Source organism: Klebsiella sp. I138, assembly GCF_051131765.1.
Taxonomy (GTDB): domain Bacteria; phylum Pseudomonadota; class Gammaproteobacteria; order Enterobacterales; family Enterobacteriaceae; genus Klebsiella.
The window spans coordinates 789,202-805,090 of the sequence record NZ_CP180447.1 but is presented as its reverse complement, the minus strand read 5'-3'; the positions used below and the strand labels follow the sequence as shown (position 1 = coordinate 805,090).

15 protein-coding genes and 1 pseudogene are annotated in these 15,889 nt (G+C 58.8%); 9 read left to right on the top strand and 7 right to left on the bottom strand.

What is annotated here, in order from left to right:
• The first annotated feature begins 13 nt into the window (after positions 1-13).
• Complete coding sequence (locus ACMYSK_RS03675) at positions 14-457, top strand: 6,7-dimethyl-8-ribityllumazine synthase (protein ID WP_434640309.1); 444 nt, start codon at positions 14-16, stop codon at positions 455-457.
• 4 nt (positions 458-461) lie between these two features.
• The gene (locus ACMYSK_RS03670) at positions 462-1,412 is read left to right on the top strand and encodes a sugar-binding transcriptional regulator (protein WP_434640307.1); all 951 of its coding nucleotides are present in this window, start codon (positions 462-464) and stop codon (positions 1,410-1,412) included.
• A gap of 11 nt (positions 1,413-1,423) precedes the next feature.
• Here the strand turns inward: ACMYSK_RS03670 and ACMYSK_RS03665 are convergent, their stop codons facing one another.
• Positions 1,424-2,596 (bottom strand): ROK family transcriptional regulator, encoded by a 1,173-nt coding sequence (locus ACMYSK_RS03665; protein WP_434640305.1) that lies wholly within the window; start codon positions 2,594-2,596, stop codon positions 1,424-1,426.
• Between the two features lie 211 nt (positions 2,597-2,807).
• Between ACMYSK_RS03665 and ACMYSK_RS03660 the strand changes: the two genes are divergently transcribed.
• Genes ACMYSK_RS03660 through ACMYSK_RS03640 form a run of 5 tightly spaced genes read left to right on the top strand, consistent with a single transcriptional unit; the run spans position 2,808 to position 7,839 of the window.
• Positions 2,808-4,055 carry an extracellular solute-binding protein gene (locus tag ACMYSK_RS03660; protein ID WP_434640303.1) on the top strand — a complete coding sequence of 416 codons (1,248 nt, stop codon included), beginning with the start codon at positions 2,808-2,810 and terminating at the stop codon, positions 4,053-4,055.
• A gap of 9 nt (positions 4,056-4,064) precedes the next feature.
• Complete coding sequence (locus ACMYSK_RS03655) at positions 4,065-4,973, top strand: carbohydrate ABC transporter permease (protein ID WP_434640301.1); 909 nt, start codon at positions 4,065-4,067, stop codon at positions 4,971-4,973.
• Positions 4,963-5,802 (top strand): carbohydrate ABC transporter permease, encoded by an 840-nt coding sequence (locus tag ACMYSK_RS03650; protein WP_434640299.1) that lies wholly within the window; start codon positions 4,963-4,965, stop codon positions 5,800-5,802. Before ACMYSK_RS03655 ends, ACMYSK_RS03650 begins: the two co-directional genes overlap by 11 nt.
• Before the next feature lie 2 nt (positions 5,803-5,804).
• A complete protein-coding gene (locus tag ACMYSK_RS03645; RefSeq protein ID WP_434640296.1) occupies positions 5,805-6,767 on the top strand; it encodes a carbohydrate kinase family protein in 963 nt (320 codons plus the stop codon).
• Positions 6,754-7,839 (top strand): ABC transporter ATP-binding protein, encoded by a 1,086-nt coding sequence (locus ACMYSK_RS03640; RefSeq protein ID WP_434640294.1) that lies wholly within the window; start codon positions 6,754-6,756, stop codon positions 7,837-7,839. Before ACMYSK_RS03645 ends, ACMYSK_RS03640 begins: the two co-directional genes overlap by 14 nt.
• A 14-nt stretch (positions 7,840-7,853) precedes the next feature.
• On the opposite strand, the gene ACMYSK_RS03635 is transcribed toward ACMYSK_RS03640, so the two are convergent.
• The 6 genes from ACMYSK_RS03635 to ACMYSK_RS03610 are packed head-to-tail and all read right to left on the bottom strand — an operon-like array spanning position 7,854 to position 12,885.
• A complete protein-coding gene (locus ACMYSK_RS03635; RefSeq protein WP_434640293.1) occupies positions 7,854-8,594 on the bottom strand; it encodes a peptidase in 741 nt (246 codons plus the stop codon).
• 18 nt (positions 8,595-8,612) lie between these two features.
• Positions 8,613-9,428: a transglutaminase family protein gene (locus ACMYSK_RS03630; protein WP_434640291.1), complete on the bottom strand. Its 816-nt coding sequence runs from the start codon at positions 9,426-9,428 to the stop codon at positions 8,613-8,615.
• On the bottom strand, positions 9,425-10,354 hold the full coding sequence (locus tag ACMYSK_RS03625) for an alpha-E domain-containing protein (protein ID WP_434640289.1): 930 nt from the start codon (positions 10,352-10,354) through the stop codon (positions 9,425-9,427). Before ACMYSK_RS03625 ends, ACMYSK_RS03630 begins: the two co-directional genes overlap by 4 nt.
• Positions 10,348-11,787, bottom strand: a complete 1,440-nt coding sequence (locus ACMYSK_RS03620) for a circularly permuted type 2 ATP-grasp protein (protein WP_434640287.1) — start codon at positions 11,785-11,787, stop codon at positions 10,348-10,350. Before ACMYSK_RS03620 ends, ACMYSK_RS03625 begins: the two co-directional genes overlap by 7 nt.
• Positions 11,788-11,845: 58 nt before the next feature.
• Entirely contained in the window at positions 11,846-12,031 is a 186-nt protein-coding gene (locus ACMYSK_RS03615) for a hypothetical protein (protein ID WP_434640285.1), read from the bottom strand.
• Positions 11,992-12,885, bottom strand: a complete 894-nt coding sequence (locus tag ACMYSK_RS03610) for an alpha/beta hydrolase (RefSeq protein ID WP_434640283.1) — start codon at positions 12,883-12,885, stop codon at positions 11,992-11,994. The genes ACMYSK_RS03615 and ACMYSK_RS03610 overlap by 40 nt, the downstream gene beginning before the upstream one ends.
• A gap of 225 nt (positions 12,886-13,110) precedes the next feature.
• Between ACMYSK_RS03610 and ACMYSK_RS03605 the strand changes: the two genes are divergently transcribed.
• Both ACMYSK_RS03605 and ACMYSK_RS03600 read left to right on the top strand, forming a co-directional pair.
• Entirely contained in the window at positions 13,111-14,859 is a 1,749-nt protein-coding gene (locus ACMYSK_RS03605; RefSeq protein ID WP_434640281.1) for an alpha,alpha-trehalase, read from the top strand.
• A 102-nt stretch (positions 14,860-14,961) separates the two neighbouring features.
• Positions 14,962-15,752, top strand: a pseudogene (locus ACMYSK_RS03600) (class I SAM-dependent methyltransferase).
• Positions 15,753-15,889: the final 137 nt, after the last annotated feature.

Sequence of the window (15,889 nt, the reverse complement as noted above, 5' to 3'; positions counted from 1 at the left end):
ACAGGAGTATGCCATGCCATCGTTAAAAGTCGCCTTTATCAAAGCCAACTGGCACAGTGACATCGTCAGTCAGGCCCAGAGCGGTTTTCAGCAAGAACTGGAGCGCCAACAGGTCGATTATTCACTCGACAGCTGGGACGTTCCCGGCGCATTTGAAATGCCGCTTCTCGCCCAGCGTCTGGCGAAGACCGGAAAATACGATGCCATCGTCTGCGCCGCGCTGGTGGTCGATGGCGGTATTTATCGCCATGACTTCGTGGCTCAGGCCGTTGTCAGCGGTCTGATGCAGGCACAGCTGGCAACGGAAGTCCCGATGTTCTCCGTCTCCCTGACGCCACACAACTTCCAGCCTGCCGACGAGTTCATCGACTTTTACACCGCGCATTTCGTCAAAAAGGGTCAGGAAGCCGCGAAGGCCGTACTTCAAATCCATCAGTTACCGCTGCCGAAAGCCTGAGCCAATGAAATTACCCTCTGTTTCCGACAGCGATGAGTCCCTGGGACTGCGGGCAGCATGGCTGCATTACGTCGGTGGCCTGACCCAGGCCGAAGTGGCTAAACGACTGGGGCTGCCGTCGGTAAAAACCCATCGTCTTATCGCCAGAGCGGTTGCGGAAGGTGCCGTTAAGGTTACGATTGATGGCGATATCATCGGCTGCGTAGAGTTGGAGTCTCGCCTGCGTGAGCGGTATGGGCTTGATGTCTGCCGCGTAGCCCCGGACGTCGCCGAAGAGGGCTTACCTGTCCGGGCGCTCGGCGTGGCGGGCGCTGATTATCTGCGTACGGTGCTCGGGAATAACCCAGAGATGACTATCGGACTGGGCCATGGGAGAACGCTCTCCGCCGCGATTCATCAACTGCCGCGCCTTGATGCGCGACGTGTACGCTTCGTCTCCTTACTCGGCTGCCTGACGCGTAATTACGCTCTTAACCCCCACGACGTGATGCACCGTATTGCTGAGAAAACCGGGGCCAGGGCTTACATCATGCCGGTACCGTTTTTTGCTAATACTGTTGAAGATCGGGAAGTCCTGCTCTCCCAGCGCGGCGTCGGTCAGGTGTTTGAGATGGCTGCCGCAAGCAGCCTCAAGCTTGTCGGTATTGGTACCGTCGAACCTGCGGCCCAGTTGGTTGAGGCCGGAATGTTAGAGCGGGAAGAGATTAACACGCTCGCCGCCGCCGGTGCGGTAGGCGAAATACTCGGGCATTTCTTCGACGCACGTGGACAACGAATTGATAACAGCTTAACCGCCAGAACCATGGCGGTTAAGCTGGATCTTCGGCGTCGGGACAACATTGTTGCCCTGGCCGGTGGAGCGACAAAGGTCGTCGCCCTACGTGCAGTTCTGGCCAGCGGTCTGCTGCGGGGACTCATTACCGATGAACTGACGGCCCGGACCTTGCTGAGCTGAAATACCGCGGCCTACTTCATCAACGCCTGAAACTGCGGGTTAAACTCATCAAAAATCGGCAGTGCGGCAGCGCCGAGGGCGGCGGTATCGGTTCCCGTCATGCCCATCTTCACCCGCATCGCCGGGAGATAGCGCCCGCGCACCGACTGATACAGCGGCGGTAGGCGGGCCAGTACTTTCTCCAGCAGCGGCGCGGGCATCATACCGCCGACAACGACCGTTTCCGCGTCGAATACGCACTCCAGTAAATTAATGGCCTGGCGCAGCGAAGGTAGCGCCGTCTCGACCCAACGATCGAATAGCGAGTCGTCCACCGCCAGCAGATCTTCGGGCAGCGCCCGGTAGGGATCAAGTCCGCAAAATTCATAGGCCGCCTGCAGGGAAACATAGCGTTCAAGACAGCCCCGGTTGCCGCAGTAGCAGGCGCGCCCTCCCGGTTGCACCACGATATGCCCGACCTCCCCGGCGTTGTGGGCATGACCGGTATAAATATGGCCGTCGGTGAAGATCCCGGCGCCAAGCCCGGTCCCGATATACAGATAAACAAACGAATTCAGCTGGCGCGCCACGCCGTGGAAGCGCTCGCCGATAGCCGCCACCGTGGCATCATTTTCCAGCGTAACCGGCAGGCCGCTTATCCGCGCCAGTTCCGACGCCACATCCACCCCTTCCCAGCCGTTGAGAGTAGTCGGCCCGGTCGATGAAATCCCCTCTACGCCAAACGGCCCTGGCATCACAACGCCCATGCCCAGTACCCGGCTCCAGTCGAGCCCGGGCAGCGCTTTGATCTCCTGCACAACGTCGGCAATACGGGCAAAGGTGGCACCAGGCTGGGGCTTTTGCACCAGGATGAGTCGGCGGAAATGGATCTCGCCGGTGAGATCAACCAGCACGATAATCAACGTCTGATGGTCAAGATGAACCCCAATTGACCACGCGCTGGCGGGGTTCAGGCTCACCGGCACCGCAGGCTGGCCACGTCCTGCCGCGCGTCGTGGTTCATGGCTGGTGAGGAGCGCCATCTGCTGGAGTTCGGCGACAATATTGGAGACCGTTTGCGGCGTCAGTGCGGTGATGCGCGCCAGCTCCGCCCGGGTTAATGTCCCGTGCAACCGCACGGCCTCAATCACCACTCGCCGGTTGTGTACACGCGCATGTTCAAGGTTCGTTCCCGAGGTTTTCATTCCGTCCCTTCCTGGTCGCATCATGCTGCAATTTTAGCCAGCGTCACAATTCCCGCAACGACATTCTCTGGCCACCTTTCGGGTGGCATAAGCTTTGCTACGCTTATGCTAAGGGCCACGAATGAAGTTCAGGCCGTATTGTCGCCCCGATTAAATCAATCAAATTGATTTAATCAATCATATTCCTCTTTTCAGTACAGCGGAGAGCAACATGAACTACCAGAGTGCATTTCGGGTTAAAGCCGGCCTGCTGGCTATGCTGGTCATCAGCGGGAGTGCGGCAGCCACCACCACCCAGGTTAACGCCCTGTTTATGACCCAGGCGGCGTACAGTGAAAACGACATTCGTGCCATGACCGCCGACTTTGAAAAACAAAACCCGGATATCAAAATCAACCTTGAGTTCGTCCCCTACGAAGCGCTGCATGACAAAATCGTTGCCGCGCGCGGAGCCGGTGGCAACGGCTATGACGTGGTGCTCTTCGATGCTATCTGGCCTGCCGAATTTAGCCACTTCGATCTCCTGCAGGATGTCTCAGCGCGCATTCCCGCCGCCGAGCGGGAGAAAGTCTTCCCCGGTGCCATGAATACCGTGGTGTACAAGGGCAAAACGCTGGGCATGCCGTGGATCCTCGATACCAAATACCTTTACTACAACAAAGCGATGCTGGACAAAGCCGGTATCAAACAGGTGCCGACCACCTGGCAACAGGTGCTGGATGACGCCAAAATCATCAAGGATAAAGGTATCGTCAAATACCCGCTGGTCTGGAGCTGGTCGCAGGCCGAAGCGCTGGTGTGCGACTACACGACCCTCGTTTCCGGGTTTGGCGGGCAATTTTATCAAAACGGCAAGCTCGATTTTTCTACCCCGGCGTCGCTGAAAGCGGTCACGCTGATGAAAAGCTCGTTGGATGACGGCTTAAGCAACCCCGCCTCCCGCGAGTATCTGGAGGAGGATGTTCGCAAAGCCTTCTCCAACGGCGATGCGGCGTTTGCCCTGAACTGGACCTATATGTACAACATGGCCAACGACCCGAAACAGAGCAAGGTGGCGGGTGATGTCGGCATTATTCCGGCCCCCGGCGATACACCGGACAAACCCGGTGCGGTGAATGGGTCGATGGGGTTAGGCATTGCCAAAGCCAGCCAGCATCCGGAGCAGGCGTGGCAGTATATTCACTATCTGACCTCTCAGCCGGTGCAGGATAAATATGCGAAGCTGAGCCTGCCGGTGTGGAAATCCTCCTATCAGGACCCGACCGTAGCAAAAGGCCAGGAGAGCCTGATCGCCGCAGCAGATAAGTCGCTGAACGTGATGCTTTCGCGCCCGGAAACCGCGGACTACTCGCGGCTGTCCAACGCGTTGCAGCAGCAGCTCCAGGCTGTCCTGCAGGGTAAGGCCGCTCCGGATGCCGCCATGCAAGCCGTTGATCAAAGCGCGGCGCGCCTGCGTTAAGGACTTTTGATGCTGAGTTTGCAACAACGCGAGCAGCGTCAGGCATGGGTGCTTCTGGCACCCATGCTGATCGTGATGTTTCTGCTGACGGCCTGGCCACTGGCACGCACCCTGTGGCTAAGCTTTACCGATACCGCGCTGGTGGGTAATGGCGATGTGACAAATTACGTCTGGCTGGATAACTATCTGTATGCGTTAACCGACCCGGATTTTCGCGCCGCCTTCGCCCGCACGCTCTATTTCACCGTGGTCTCCGTCGCCATTGAAGGTGTTATCGGTGTACTGGTGGCGCTGTTGCTCAATCAGCCATTTTACGGGCGCAATATCCTGCGAGTATGGGTTATTTTGCCCTGGGCGCTGCCGACTATCGTTAACGCGATGATGTGGCGGCTCAACTTCAACCCGGACTACGGCAGCATCAACGCCTTGCTCACTCAACTGGGCATTATTGACGGCTATCGCAGCTGGCTGGGATCACCGGACTCGGCCCTGAACGCGGTGATGCTGGCGGATATCTGGAAGAACTATCCGCTGGTCACGCTGCTGGTGCTGGCCGCTCTGCAATCCATTCCGGAGGACTTATACGAAGCGGCGCGCCTTGACGGCGCCTCGTCGTGGCGGCGTTTTCGCGCCATTACCTTCCCGGCAATCGCCGCCCCGCTCGGCGTGGCCCTCGTGCTGCGCACCATCGATGCGTTTAAGGTATTCGATATCATCTATGTGATGACGCGCGGAGGGCCTCTGGACAGTACCCGCACGCTCAGTTTCTTCGTCTACCAGGAGTCCTTTAGCTATCTGCGGGCAGGCAGCGGCGCGGCGTACGCCATTCTGATGACCCTGATGTGCGCCCTGCTGATCGCCCTGTATCTGTTTATGCTGCTCCGTCAGCGTCGCCGGAGCATCGATTATGAAGCGTAAACTCCGTACCCTGCTGCGCTATCTGGCGGCCCTGCTGGTTGCGCTGTCGATTCTGGCCCCAATGGCGTGGCTCTTTTTGATGAGCGTCAGTGCCACCGCCGATCTGACCCGAGTGCCGCTGGAGTGGCTGCCTCGCCAGTGGGACTTCAGCCGCTACGCTCGCCTGCTGTCATTGCAACCCGGAGAGCCGGGGGCGCTGTTTCTCCCCGCTCTGCGCAACAGTTTGCTGGTTGCCGTCGGGGCAACGCTGGTGTCGCTCGTCCTGGCGGTGCCCGCCGCCTTCAGCTTTTCGCGCTACCCGGGGCGCGACGGCTGGCTGTACGCCGGGCTCGGGATCTATATGGTGCCGCCGGTGGCCTTCGTGCTGCCGCTCTATTTTATTCTCGAACATTTCGGGCTGCTGAATACCCGTAGCGGGCTGGTACTGGTCTATTGTTCGCTGATCATGCCGTTTCTCACCTGGATGGTGAAAAACCAGTTTGACGCCCTGCCGCAGGATATTGAGCAAGCCGCCCGGCTCGACGGGCTGCGGGTCTGGCAGGTACTGCTGCGCATCACTATTCCATTGGCAAAACCGATGCTTGGCGCGTCGGCGCTATTCGGTTGGCTGCTGGCCTGGGACGAGTTTTTCTATTCGCTGCTGTTTACCAGCAACATCGCCGCCCAGACGCTCCCGGTCACGATTGCCGGATTTACCGCCGGACGCGCCACCGATGACGGGCTGGTTGCCACCGTCGGCATTCTCGCCTCGGTCCCACCGCTGTTTATCGCCATCTGGTTACAAAAAACGCTGGTCAGCGGCCTCACTAACGGTGGAAGTAAAGGATAACTATGCAAACGCTCACCGCGCCTGTGCTCTACATTGCAGGTAATTACAATATTGACTTAATTATGGGTACCCTCGCGCACTGGCCGCCTCCCGGCACCGAGGTGATGCTGGAACACAGCGCGCTGCGACCCGGCGGTTCGGCGGGCAACTGCGCACTGGCGGCCGCGGCGATGCAGCTCCCCCACTGCACCGTCGGCTGTCAGGGGGATGACGCCTTTACCGCCTGGCTGGCGGCACAGTTCCCCGGCAGCGCAGAGCGCTGGCCGCAGTACGCCTGCGAGACCTCGCTAACGGTGGCGGTGACGCATCCCGACAAAGAACGCTCGTTTCTCAGCAACTACGGGCATATCACCCGCTTATCCGCCGACGATATTCTGACGCAAATCCCGGAGCAGGCGACGCCCGGCGATATTCTGCTGCTCTGCGGCACCTTCTTATGTACCGCGCTGCTGCCGGACTATCCGCGCCTGCTGGCGACGCTGCGCGAACGCGGTTTCCAGGTGGCGGTCGATACCGGCTGGCCGCCGCACAGCTGGGACAGCGCGCTGCGCGAGGCGACTCACCGCTGGCTGGGCGACTGCGACTGGCTGCTGCTCAATGAAGTTGAAACGCTCGGCCTTGCAGATAGGGACGTACTCCCGGCGGCGGCCCAGGCGTTGGCGGGTCGGCTCAGCGGCCGGGGCGGCTGTATTGTCAAATGCGGCGCCGAGGGCGCCTGGTGGTGGACCCCAGAGCAGGGTCAACACGCGCCGGTGAAACCGGTCGAAGTTATCGACACTATCGGCGCCGGGGACAGTTTTAATGCCGGGTTTCTCGCCGGTTTGTTAAATGGCCAACCGGCCTCACAGGCGTTACGTTGGGGCAACGCCGTTGCCTCCTACGCGATCGGTTCATCCCCTCGTCGATATCCCGACTGGCGAACCCTGCAACATTCTATCGAGGAGGTCGACTATGGCCAGCGTTGAACTGGTAAACGTTGCCAAGCAGTACGGTAAACAGACGGTGCTGCACCCGCTGGATCTGACCATTCCGGACGGCAGCTTCACGGTGCTGGTGGGGCCATCCGGCTGTGGGAAATCAACGCTGCTGCGGCTGCTGGCGGGGCTGGAAAGCCTGTCCGGCGGAGCAATTTTAATGAACAACCGGCCAATTACCGATCTCGATCCCGCCGACCGCGACGTCGCGATGGTCTTTCAGAGCTACGCGCTTTATCCGCATTTGACGGTAGCCGAAAACCTCGCCTTCCATATGCAGGTTAAAAAGGTCGACAAAGCGACGCAGAAAAACAAAGTCCAGCATATCGCCAGTATGTTGGGTATCGACAAGCTGCTGGCTCGCTATCCCCGCGCCCTTTCCGGCGGTCAGCGTCAGCGCGTGGCAATGGGCCGGGCGATGGTGCGCAACCCACAGGTGTTTTTGTTCGATGAGCCGCTCTCTAACCTCGATGCGCAGCTGCGCATGGAGCTGCGGGCCGAGATCAAATCCCTCCATCAGCGCTTCAAAACCACCATGATTTACGTCACCCACGATCAGGTTGAAGCGATGACGCTCGCGGACCAGATAGTCGTGATGCGCGACGGCGTTATCGTGCAGCAAGGGGCGCCGTTGGCTATCTACGATCGTCCGCGTAACACCTTCGTGGCGCGATTTATTGGCTCACCGCCGATGAATCTGCTGGAAGGCAAGATTCACTATCGCGATGGTCAGCCCGGTGTGCTGTGCGCAGAGCTGTGGCTGGCTCTGCCTGAACGCTGGTATCCGGCCGCCGGGCAGCAAGGTCAGGCGCCGGTGATTGTCGGGCTCCGTCCGCAGGATATCCAGCCCGCAGCCGAAGGCCTGCCGGGGATCGTGAATATTATGGAGGTTACCGGGGAGTCCACTCTGCTGCACCTGGACTGGCAGGGTTTCCCTGTCCACGTGCAGGTCGCCGGGCGTCTCGACGCGCAGGTTCACCAGCCATTAGCGCTGGCGGCACGGCGCGAGAAAATCCATCTCTTCGATGCCGCCACCGGCGAACGACTGGCGCAAACGTCCTGAGCGAGGCGGGCGAATTAACGATCGAGGCCCGGGGAAAAAGGCGGCAGAGTCAGAAACGTGCTTTGCAGTCCTTCCGACCACGCCTTGCGAATGGTGTTGAAGTACGGGTCGCTTTCGGTAATTCGGTGCTGCCCGGCGCTGCTCAAACTTCCGCTGCGGTACAGCAACGTATCCAGCGGCAGGCCCACGGAAAGATTGCTGCGCAGCGTGGAGTCAATCGAGATCAGCGCGCAGCACATCGCCTGCTCCAGCGGCGTCTCCCGGCTCAGTACCCGGTCGATAATCGGCTTGCCGTATTTACTCTCACCAATCTGGAAATACGGGGTGTCGTACGACGCTTCAATAAAATTGCCTTCCGGGTAAATATGAAACAGCCGATGCGTTTCCCCTGCAATCTGCCCACCGAGCAGCAGGTTGCAGTTAAAATTGGTGTTGCCACAGTGCTGTTGGTTGCTGCTGTCGCGCTGGATAACCTCTTGCAGCGTTTTACCGATCAGCATCGCCGCATCGTACAGCGAGTTCACCTGCATCAGATGCGGTTCCTGCTGAGTCGCAATCCGTGTACTCAGCAGGCTGATGACGCTCTGGGTGGTAGCCAGATTTCCTGCGGACTGTAGCACCATGACTCGTTCTCCGTCCTCGGCGAAGACATGGAGCTTTTTAAAAGTCGCAATATGATCCACTCCCGCGTTGGTACGGGAATCTGAGGCAAAAACCAGCCCATCCGCTAAACACATGGCCACACAGTAGGTCATCGTTAATCGTTCCTGCCCTTATTGCTGCTGCGCCTGTTGCGAATGCTCGCGCACTTCAGCGTTGGTTAGCATAATTTCCCCGCCGCCGCCCAGCCGGGTCCCGCGCACCGGGCAGGCATCAAGATAGTCCAGCCCGGTCGCCAGCCGCAAATGCTGATTCAGATAGCGGGTATTGTTGGTGATATCGAAGGATTGCCAGCGCCCGTTCAGCCAGACCTCGGCCCACGCGTGCATCGCGACATGCTGAGCATTATCGCTGTACACGTAGCCGCTGACGTAGCGCGCCGGGATTTCCAGCGCGCGACAGCAGGCAAGGAAAACGTGGGTATGATCCTGACAGACCCCTTTTTCCCGCGCAAAGGCATCGGCGGCGGAGTCCTGCACCTGGGTCGCCCCCGGAGAGTATGGCATTCTCAGTAGCAGGTCCGCCATCAGTTGATTCAGGCTCTCCTCCGGCTGGTCGCTGCGATACAGGCGCTGGGCAAATTCGCGGATCCGCTCATCGGCGCGGGTCAGCGGCGTGCAGCGTAAATAGACCAGTGGAGAGAGCAGTTCCTCATCCGCCACGTCGCTCTCTTCGCTATTCTGAGCGATATCCACGATCCCGCTGGCGCGGATGGCGATTTCTTTATGCGGATTATCGAGAGTTAACACATGCAGGACATTTCCCCACGCGTCGGTGGTAGTCACCGCCGCCCCCTCCGGCAGGGTCAGCGTCCATGACGTGATAGTTTGCCGCCCGGTGCTGCGCGGGGTCAGGCGCAGGTACTGGGTCGAAAACTTCACTTCTTCATCGTAGCCGTAGCGGGTCAGGTGATCGATGACCAGTTTCATAGCGCCTCCAGATAGGTTTGTCTGATGCTGTCGGACAGCGCGTTAATACGCGCCAGCAGTCCGTTGAGGTAACTTTGTAAATCGGCGCCCGCCAGATCGTCGCGGGTACTGAAACGCAGATCGACATTCAGCTGGTGCGCGAGGCGCAGCGGCAGGTGTGATCGATCGTTGGCAATGTGCTCCAGCTGGCCGATAAGATCGGAAATGCAGGCCCGCAGGGAGCGCGGCACGTCATTGCGCAGAATCAGCAGTTCCATCACCGTTTCCCGGCTGACCGGCTGGCGAAAAATACTGTTGTAGGCTTCGCGGGCGCTGACCGCACTAAGCAGGGTATCCAGCCGGTAATATTCGCGTACCGGATCCGGATCACTGCTCAGTTGCTGATCTTTGATAAGCAACAGCTGCGTGGTGGCGTAGGCCCGCTCAATCAAGGTGCCGATACCGATAAAGCTCAGGGCGTCATTACGCAGTAGCGTACCCAGTACCGCGCCGCGAAACAGGTGTACCCGCTCCTTTACCCAGTCGAAAAAACCGTCGGTACCCAGTTCGCTAATTCCCCGCTGGCGGAGCTGGCGTAGTTCAATGCGTGTGGCATTGATACATTCCCAGACCTCGGAGGACAGGCTACCGCGAACCGCGTGGGCATTGTTCCAGGCCATCTCCACACAGCTATATATGCTGCAAGGATTGTTGCCGTCGAGCGCAAAGAAATTGAGCAAATTGCTCATGGTAAAGCGCGCATGTCGCGCCTGAAACAGCTCATGGGTTAGCGATAAATTCAGCGGCAGGGCCAGGTCCCGCGACTGCTGGCTGTGACGCGGGATCATCGACAGTTTCCAGGTCACATCAAGCACCCGGGCATAGCTTTCCGCGCGCTCCAGATAGCGCGCCATCCAGAAAAGTTCACTCGCAGTCCGGCTCAGCATGATTCACCATCCTCCATCACCCAGGTATCTTTGGTGCCACCGCCCTGCGATGAGTTCACCACCAGCGAGCCTTCCGTGAGCGCAACTCGCGTCAGGCCACCGGGCACCAGACGGATCTCCTGGCCAGAAAGTACAAAGGGACGTAAATCGATATGCCTCGGCGAGAGCCCTCCTTCCACGAAGGTCGGGCAGGTTGACAGGGCCAGGGTATCCTGACCGATATAGTTGGCCGGATTGGCCAGCAGACGCTGGCGGAACGCTTCGCGCTCGTCTTTGGTTGAGCGTGGCCCCACCAGCATGCCGTAGCCTCCTGCGCCGTGAACTTCCTTAACCACCATTCTTTCCAGATTCCCCAGCACGTACTGCAAATCCTCCGGCTTACGACACTGCCAGGTTGGAATGTTGTTCAGTATCGGCTGCTCGCCAAGATAGAAGCGGATCATCTCCGGCACGAAGGGATAGATGGATTTATCGTCCGCCACGCCAGTACCAATTGCGTTGGCCAGCACGACCCCTCCGCTACGGTATACCGACAGCAGTCCCGGGACACCGAGCATCGAGTCAGCGCGAAAAGCCAGCGGGTCAAGATAGGCGTCATCAATACGCCGGTAAATCACATCCACCCGCCGCGGCCCTTCGGTGGTGCGCATGTAGACCGCCCCTGATTTGATAAACAAGTCGGCGCTTTCCACCAGCTCAACGCCCATCTGCTGGGCAAGAAAACTGTGTTCAAAATAGGCACTGTTAAACCGGCCCGGCGTCATAACCACCACGCAGGGATCGTCTACGGGGGAGCTTTCACGCAGGGTTTGCAGCAGATAGCCCGGATAACGCTCAACCGGCGCAATATGGTGATTTTCGAACATTTCCGGGTAGAGACGCATCATCATTTTGCGGTTTTCCAGCATATAGGAGACCCCTGACGGGGTACGCAGGTTATCCTCCAGCACGTAATACTGGCCATCGCTGTTGCGCACCATATCGACGCCGGTAATGTGGGCATAGGTATTATTGGGCAGGTTTATTCCCTGCATGCAGGGCTGATACTGTTCATTGGCCAGTACCTGCTCAGCCGGAATAAGCCCCGCCCGCAGAATATTTTGCTCGTGGTAGATATCGTACAAAAAAGCATTCAGCGCTTTAACCCGCTGGCGAATACCGCGGTCGATCTTTTTCCACTCTCCGCCGGGAATAATGCGCGGTACGCTATCAAAGGGGATAAGACGTTCGGTACCTTCATCTTCCCCATACACGTTAAAAGTGATGCCGATGCGATGAAAAAGCAGCTCCGCCTGCTCTTTCTTTTGCCGGATAGAGAATTGATCGGTGTTGTGAAACCATTGCCACCAGGCGTTATAGTGGTGACGCTGCTGTCCCTGCGCGGTAAGCATCTCATCATAATAATGCCCGTCAGGAAGCGTTATTTTTATCATGGCCGTCTCCTCCGGTTATACTCACTTTGGGGTAACCCCACAAAGAGATAAGCATTTATTATGCCAGGTAGCTGATGGCGAGATACGAGTGCAATTTCCCTCGGCGCGCCGCTTCATTGTGCAAAAAATAACCCGCCCGATAGCCGATACCGCGCCCGCTATGCACCACGATGAAGCAAACGCTGCGCGCCTGCGCCATCGCGGCTATTCCGCGTTCAGCCAGCGGGCATAATGCTCCGGCCATTGAACGGTTGGCGTACCTGGGCGCCCCATTGCAAAACCGTGACCACCGCGGGCGTAACGATACAGACTGACCGGAATCTGATGCTGTCGACAGGCAGCAGCCATAATCAGCGTGTTATGCGGATCGGACACCGAATCATCCTCCGCCTGGGTCAGGAAACAAGGCGGTGTCTGTGCGTTCACGTAGGTCTGTACCGACCAGGCGCGGTCAACCGCATCCGAGGCGTGCGATCCCGCCAGGATACGGTGCGTGGAGGTGTGGCTGTAGGGTGGCATTAGCGAAATAATCGGATAAATCAGCGCGGCTTTGTCAGCACGCGCGGGGTAGCCATCGAGGGCATCCTGTGGAGCGTAAGAGGCAAAATCAGCCCGGCAGGCCGCCATTCCCAGCAGATGCCCCCCGGCAGAAAACCCCAGCAGGCTGACTTGCTTCTCCCGCGCGCGAATCAGCCGCAGCGCCCGCTGAGCATCCTGTAACGGCGCCAGCGCCCCGGCGCCCCACCCTTCGCCGGGAAGCCGGTAGCTCAGAACATAGGCTGTATAGCCTCGCACCGTCAGCCAACGTGCGGCAGGCCAGGCCTCTTTCGCCATTTCAATGCGCCGATAGCCCCCCCCGGCGGCAATCAGCACGCCATGACCGCGGGGAACCGCTGGCCGCCAGACCGACAGCTGCGGCTGGACAATATGGCTTAGCGCGCCGTGGGAAGAGAGTATCGCCTCCCCCGATGGCCCGCCTCCGCCCGGCGGTTCGCCCGGCCATAAGCAGAGCGCCTCTTCCCGATGGCGACCGGCCCCGGCGCGAGCCGCCATGAACAGCGAGGCGGCACTTAACAGCAGAAAATGGCGTCGGTTCACCCGCAGCTCCCGTCAGTCTTCAATAAGCCGATAACAACACACCGTTTTTACCGGCAGATGTCTCCGGGTCTTTTATTATCGTTCGTCTGCCCGCTCGGGCAGGTAAATTGTCTGTTTTGACGCAAAATGTTATCTGCAACAAGCCGGATGACGGATATTCGTCTAAGGTTTTCTGATGGTCAAATGCAGTGGCAAGACCGTCTGAAATGATAAGGAGAACTACCCATGACGAGAACGGTTTCACGTCGTCCCGCAACGTTGCCTTACGCTTTACATCTGGCGCTGGGAGGCGCGATCTTCGCTTTGTCGACGCTGGCCGTCCAGGCTGTGGAAACCAAACCCACGCCGCAATCCCCGGATGTGATGCTCGGCCCGCTCTTCAATGATGTGCAAAGTGCCAGACTCTTCCCCGACCAGAAAACCTTCGCCGATGCGATTCCCAACAGCGATCCGCTGATGATCCTCGCCGATTACCGCATGCAAAAAAACCAGACCAGTTTCGATCTCCGCCATTTCGTCGAGCTGAATTTCACCCTGCCAAAGGATAATGACCAGTACATTCCACCAAAGGGTCAGACGCTGCGTCAGCATATCAACGGCCTGTGGCCGGTGTTAACCCGCAGTACCGTCGAGGTTGAGAAGTGGGATTCGCTGCTGCCGCTGCCCAAACCTTACGTGGTTCCCGGCGGCCGCTTTCGCGAAGTTTATTACTGGGATAGCTACTTCACGATGCTGGGCCTGGCTGAGAGCGGACACTGGGATAAAATTGAAGATATGGTGGCTAACTTCGCGTCGGAGATAGACACCTGGGGCCATATCCCCAATGGTAACCGCAGCTATTATTTGAGCCGCTCACAGCCCCCGTTTTTCTCATTTATGGTCGAACTTCTTGCCACCCACGATGGCGACCAGGCGCTAAAAACCTGGCTGCCGCAGATGGAAAAAGAGTACCAGTACTGGATGAAGGGCGCCGAATCGCTGGAGCCGGGAAAAGCCAACCAGCGGGTGGTGCGTATGGAAGATGGTGCGCTGCTGAACCGCTACTGGGATGATAACGATACGCCGCGTCCGGAATCCTGGCTCGATGATGTCACCACCGCAAAGAACAACCCGAATCGTCCGGCGACGGAGATCTATCGCGACCTGCGTTCTGCCGCGGCCTCGGGCTGGGATTTCAGCTCGCGCTGGATGGATAACCCGAAACAGCTGGGGACCATCCGCACCACCAGCATCGTCCCGGTCGACCTCAACGCCCTGATGTTCCATATGGAAAAAACCCTCTCCCGCGCCAGCAAAGCCGCTGGCGACAATGCAAAAGCGGCGCAGTACGATGGGCTGGCAAATGACCGGCAGAAGGCGCTTGAGAAATATCTGTGGAATGATAAAGAGGGCTGGTATGCCGATTACGACCTCAAGACCCATAAGGTACGTAATCAGCTCACCGCCGCGGCGCTGTTCCCGCTGTACGTGAACGCCGCCTCCCGCGAGCGGGCGGCGAAAGTTGCGGCGGCGGCAGAAGCGCAGTTACTGAAACCTGGCGGATTAACCACCACGACCGTGAACAGCGGGCAGCAGTGGGATGCGCCTAACGGCTGGGCACCGCTGCAGTGGGTTGCCGCCCAGGGGCTGCAAAACTACGGCCAGCAAAAAATCGCCATGGAGGTGAGCTGGCGCTTCCTCAGCAACGTCCAGCATACCTACGACAGTCAACAGAAGCTGGTCGAAAAATATGACGTCAGCTCAACGGGCACCGGCGGTGGTGGCGGGGAGTATCCGCTGCAGGACGGCTTCGGCTGGACCAACGGCGTGACGCTGAAAATGCTGGATTTAATCTGTCCGAAAGAGCAGCCGTGCGATTCACTTCCGGCCTCACGCCCGGTCGAGAAAACAGCACAACCCGCAGCCGCTACTACCAGTACGCCTCCGGCTGCCAACGATAGCGTTGCCGCTCCGGACAAAAAAGCAGCACCGTGATCCCTTGACGCGGCGGGTTCACCGCCGCGTTTTTTTCTCCCCCCTTGACGATAATCGCGTTAGTCTGCTGTTTTCAGACCACTCGCCGTAATGGAAAACTTCATGCTGATTGACGACATCGATTCGCCAGCCTCTACCAACAGCAGCTCGCTCTGGCAGGGCGTAGAGAAAAACCGCCCGCCCACTGGGATGCCCGGGCGGAGAACATTGCCGTCGTCAATACACCGGTCATCGACAGTTACCTCCAGCAGCTGCTGGCCAAAATTGATCTGTGCGGCGCCAGCAGCCTGTTTGATATGGGCTGTGGTCCGGGCACCGTCGCCCTGGCATTGGCCGACCAGCTCATGCTGGTATGTGGCGTCGATTATAGTCAGGGGATGCTTGATGTTGCCGCTCGTCGGGCACAGGCGCAGGGCGTTCATCACGCGGTCTGGCACCAGCGGGCGTGGGAGGAGAGCTGGGCCGGACTTCCACGCTGCGATATCGCCGTTGCTTCACGTTCCACCCTGGTGGCCGATCTGGGCGACGCCATGGCGAAGCTCAATGACCAGGCGCGGTTACGAGTCTACACCACCCATCTGGTGAACCCGGGTTTTGCCTCGCCGACGATCCTCCGCGCCCTGGGACGAGAGAGCGTCGCGCTCCCTAACTATCTCTATGCTATTAACGTGCTGTATCAAATGGGGATTCATGCCAGCGTCGACTTTATTTATGGCGATCCTCAGGATAACAGCAGCTATCCGCGCTTTGAACGCAACGTGGTGGCAGCATTTGGCACACTCAGCCCGCCCGAGCGGGAGCGACTCTCGCGTTGGTATGCGCAGCAAAACCCGGAGACGATCCAGGTTGACGCCCGGGACTGGGCGCTCATTAGCTGGAATTGCCGCCGCTGACCCGACCAAAACCTACCTGATATAGTAGCCCTCTGATTTCTCTCTCACTTCCTCCGGGCGCATCACGCGCCTCTTAAGCGGCAACATCCTGATATTTCTCACGGTCTTTGCCGGACGTCGCGGCAAAATCCCACTTG

Bases quoted from the DNA above. Each gene is read 5' to 3' on its own strand.
- ACMYSK_RS03675 (WP_434640309.1), top strand. From the start codon at position 14: ATGCCATCGTTAAAAGTCGCCTTTATCAAAGCCAACTGGCACAGTGAC.
- ACMYSK_RS03670 (WP_434640307.1), top strand. From the start codon at position 462: ATGAAATTACCCTCTGTTTCCGACAGCGATGAGTCCCTGGGACTGCGG.
- ACMYSK_RS03665 (WP_434640305.1), bottom strand. From the start codon at position 2,596: ATGAAAACCTCGGGAACGAACCTTGAACATGCGCGTGTACACAACCGG.
- ACMYSK_RS03660 (WP_434640303.1), top strand. From the start codon at position 2,808: ATGAACTACCAGAGTGCATTTCGGGTTAAAGCCGGCCTGCTGGCTATG.
- ACMYSK_RS03655 (WP_434640301.1), top strand. From the start codon at position 4,065: ATGCTGAGTTTGCAACAACGCGAGCAGCGTCAGGCATGGGTGCTTCTG.
- ACMYSK_RS03650 (WP_434640299.1), top strand. From the start codon at position 4,963: ATGAAGCGTAAACTCCGTACCCTGCTGCGCTATCTGGCGGCCCTGCTG.
- ACMYSK_RS03645 (WP_434640296.1), top strand. From the start codon at position 5,805: ATGCAAACGCTCACCGCGCCTGTGCTCTACATTGCAGGTAATTACAAT.
- ACMYSK_RS03640 (WP_434640294.1), top strand. From the start codon at position 6,754: ATGGCCAGCGTTGAACTGGTAAACGTTGCCAAGCAGTACGGTAAACAG.
- ACMYSK_RS03635 (WP_434640293.1), bottom strand. From the start codon at position 8,594: ATGACCTACTGTGTGGCCATGTGTTTAGCGGATGGGCTGGTTTTTGCC.
- ACMYSK_RS03630 (WP_434640291.1), bottom strand. From the start codon at position 9,428: ATGAAACTGGTCATCGATCACCTGACCCGCTACGGCTACGATGAAGAA.
- ACMYSK_RS03625 (WP_434640289.1), bottom strand. From the start codon at position 10,354: ATGCTGAGCCGGACTGCGAGTGAACTTTTCTGGATGGCGCGCTATCTG.
- ACMYSK_RS03620 (WP_434640287.1), bottom strand. From the start codon at position 11,787: ATGATAAAAATAACGCTTCCTGACGGGCATTATTATGATGAGATGCTT.
- ACMYSK_RS03615 (WP_434640285.1), bottom strand. From the start codon at position 12,031: ATGGCCGGAGCATTATGCCCGCTGGCTGAACGCGGAATAGCCGCGATG.
- ACMYSK_RS03605 (WP_434640281.1), top strand. From the start codon at position 13,111: ATGACGAGAACGGTTTCACGTCGTCCCGCAACGTTGCCTTACGCTTTA.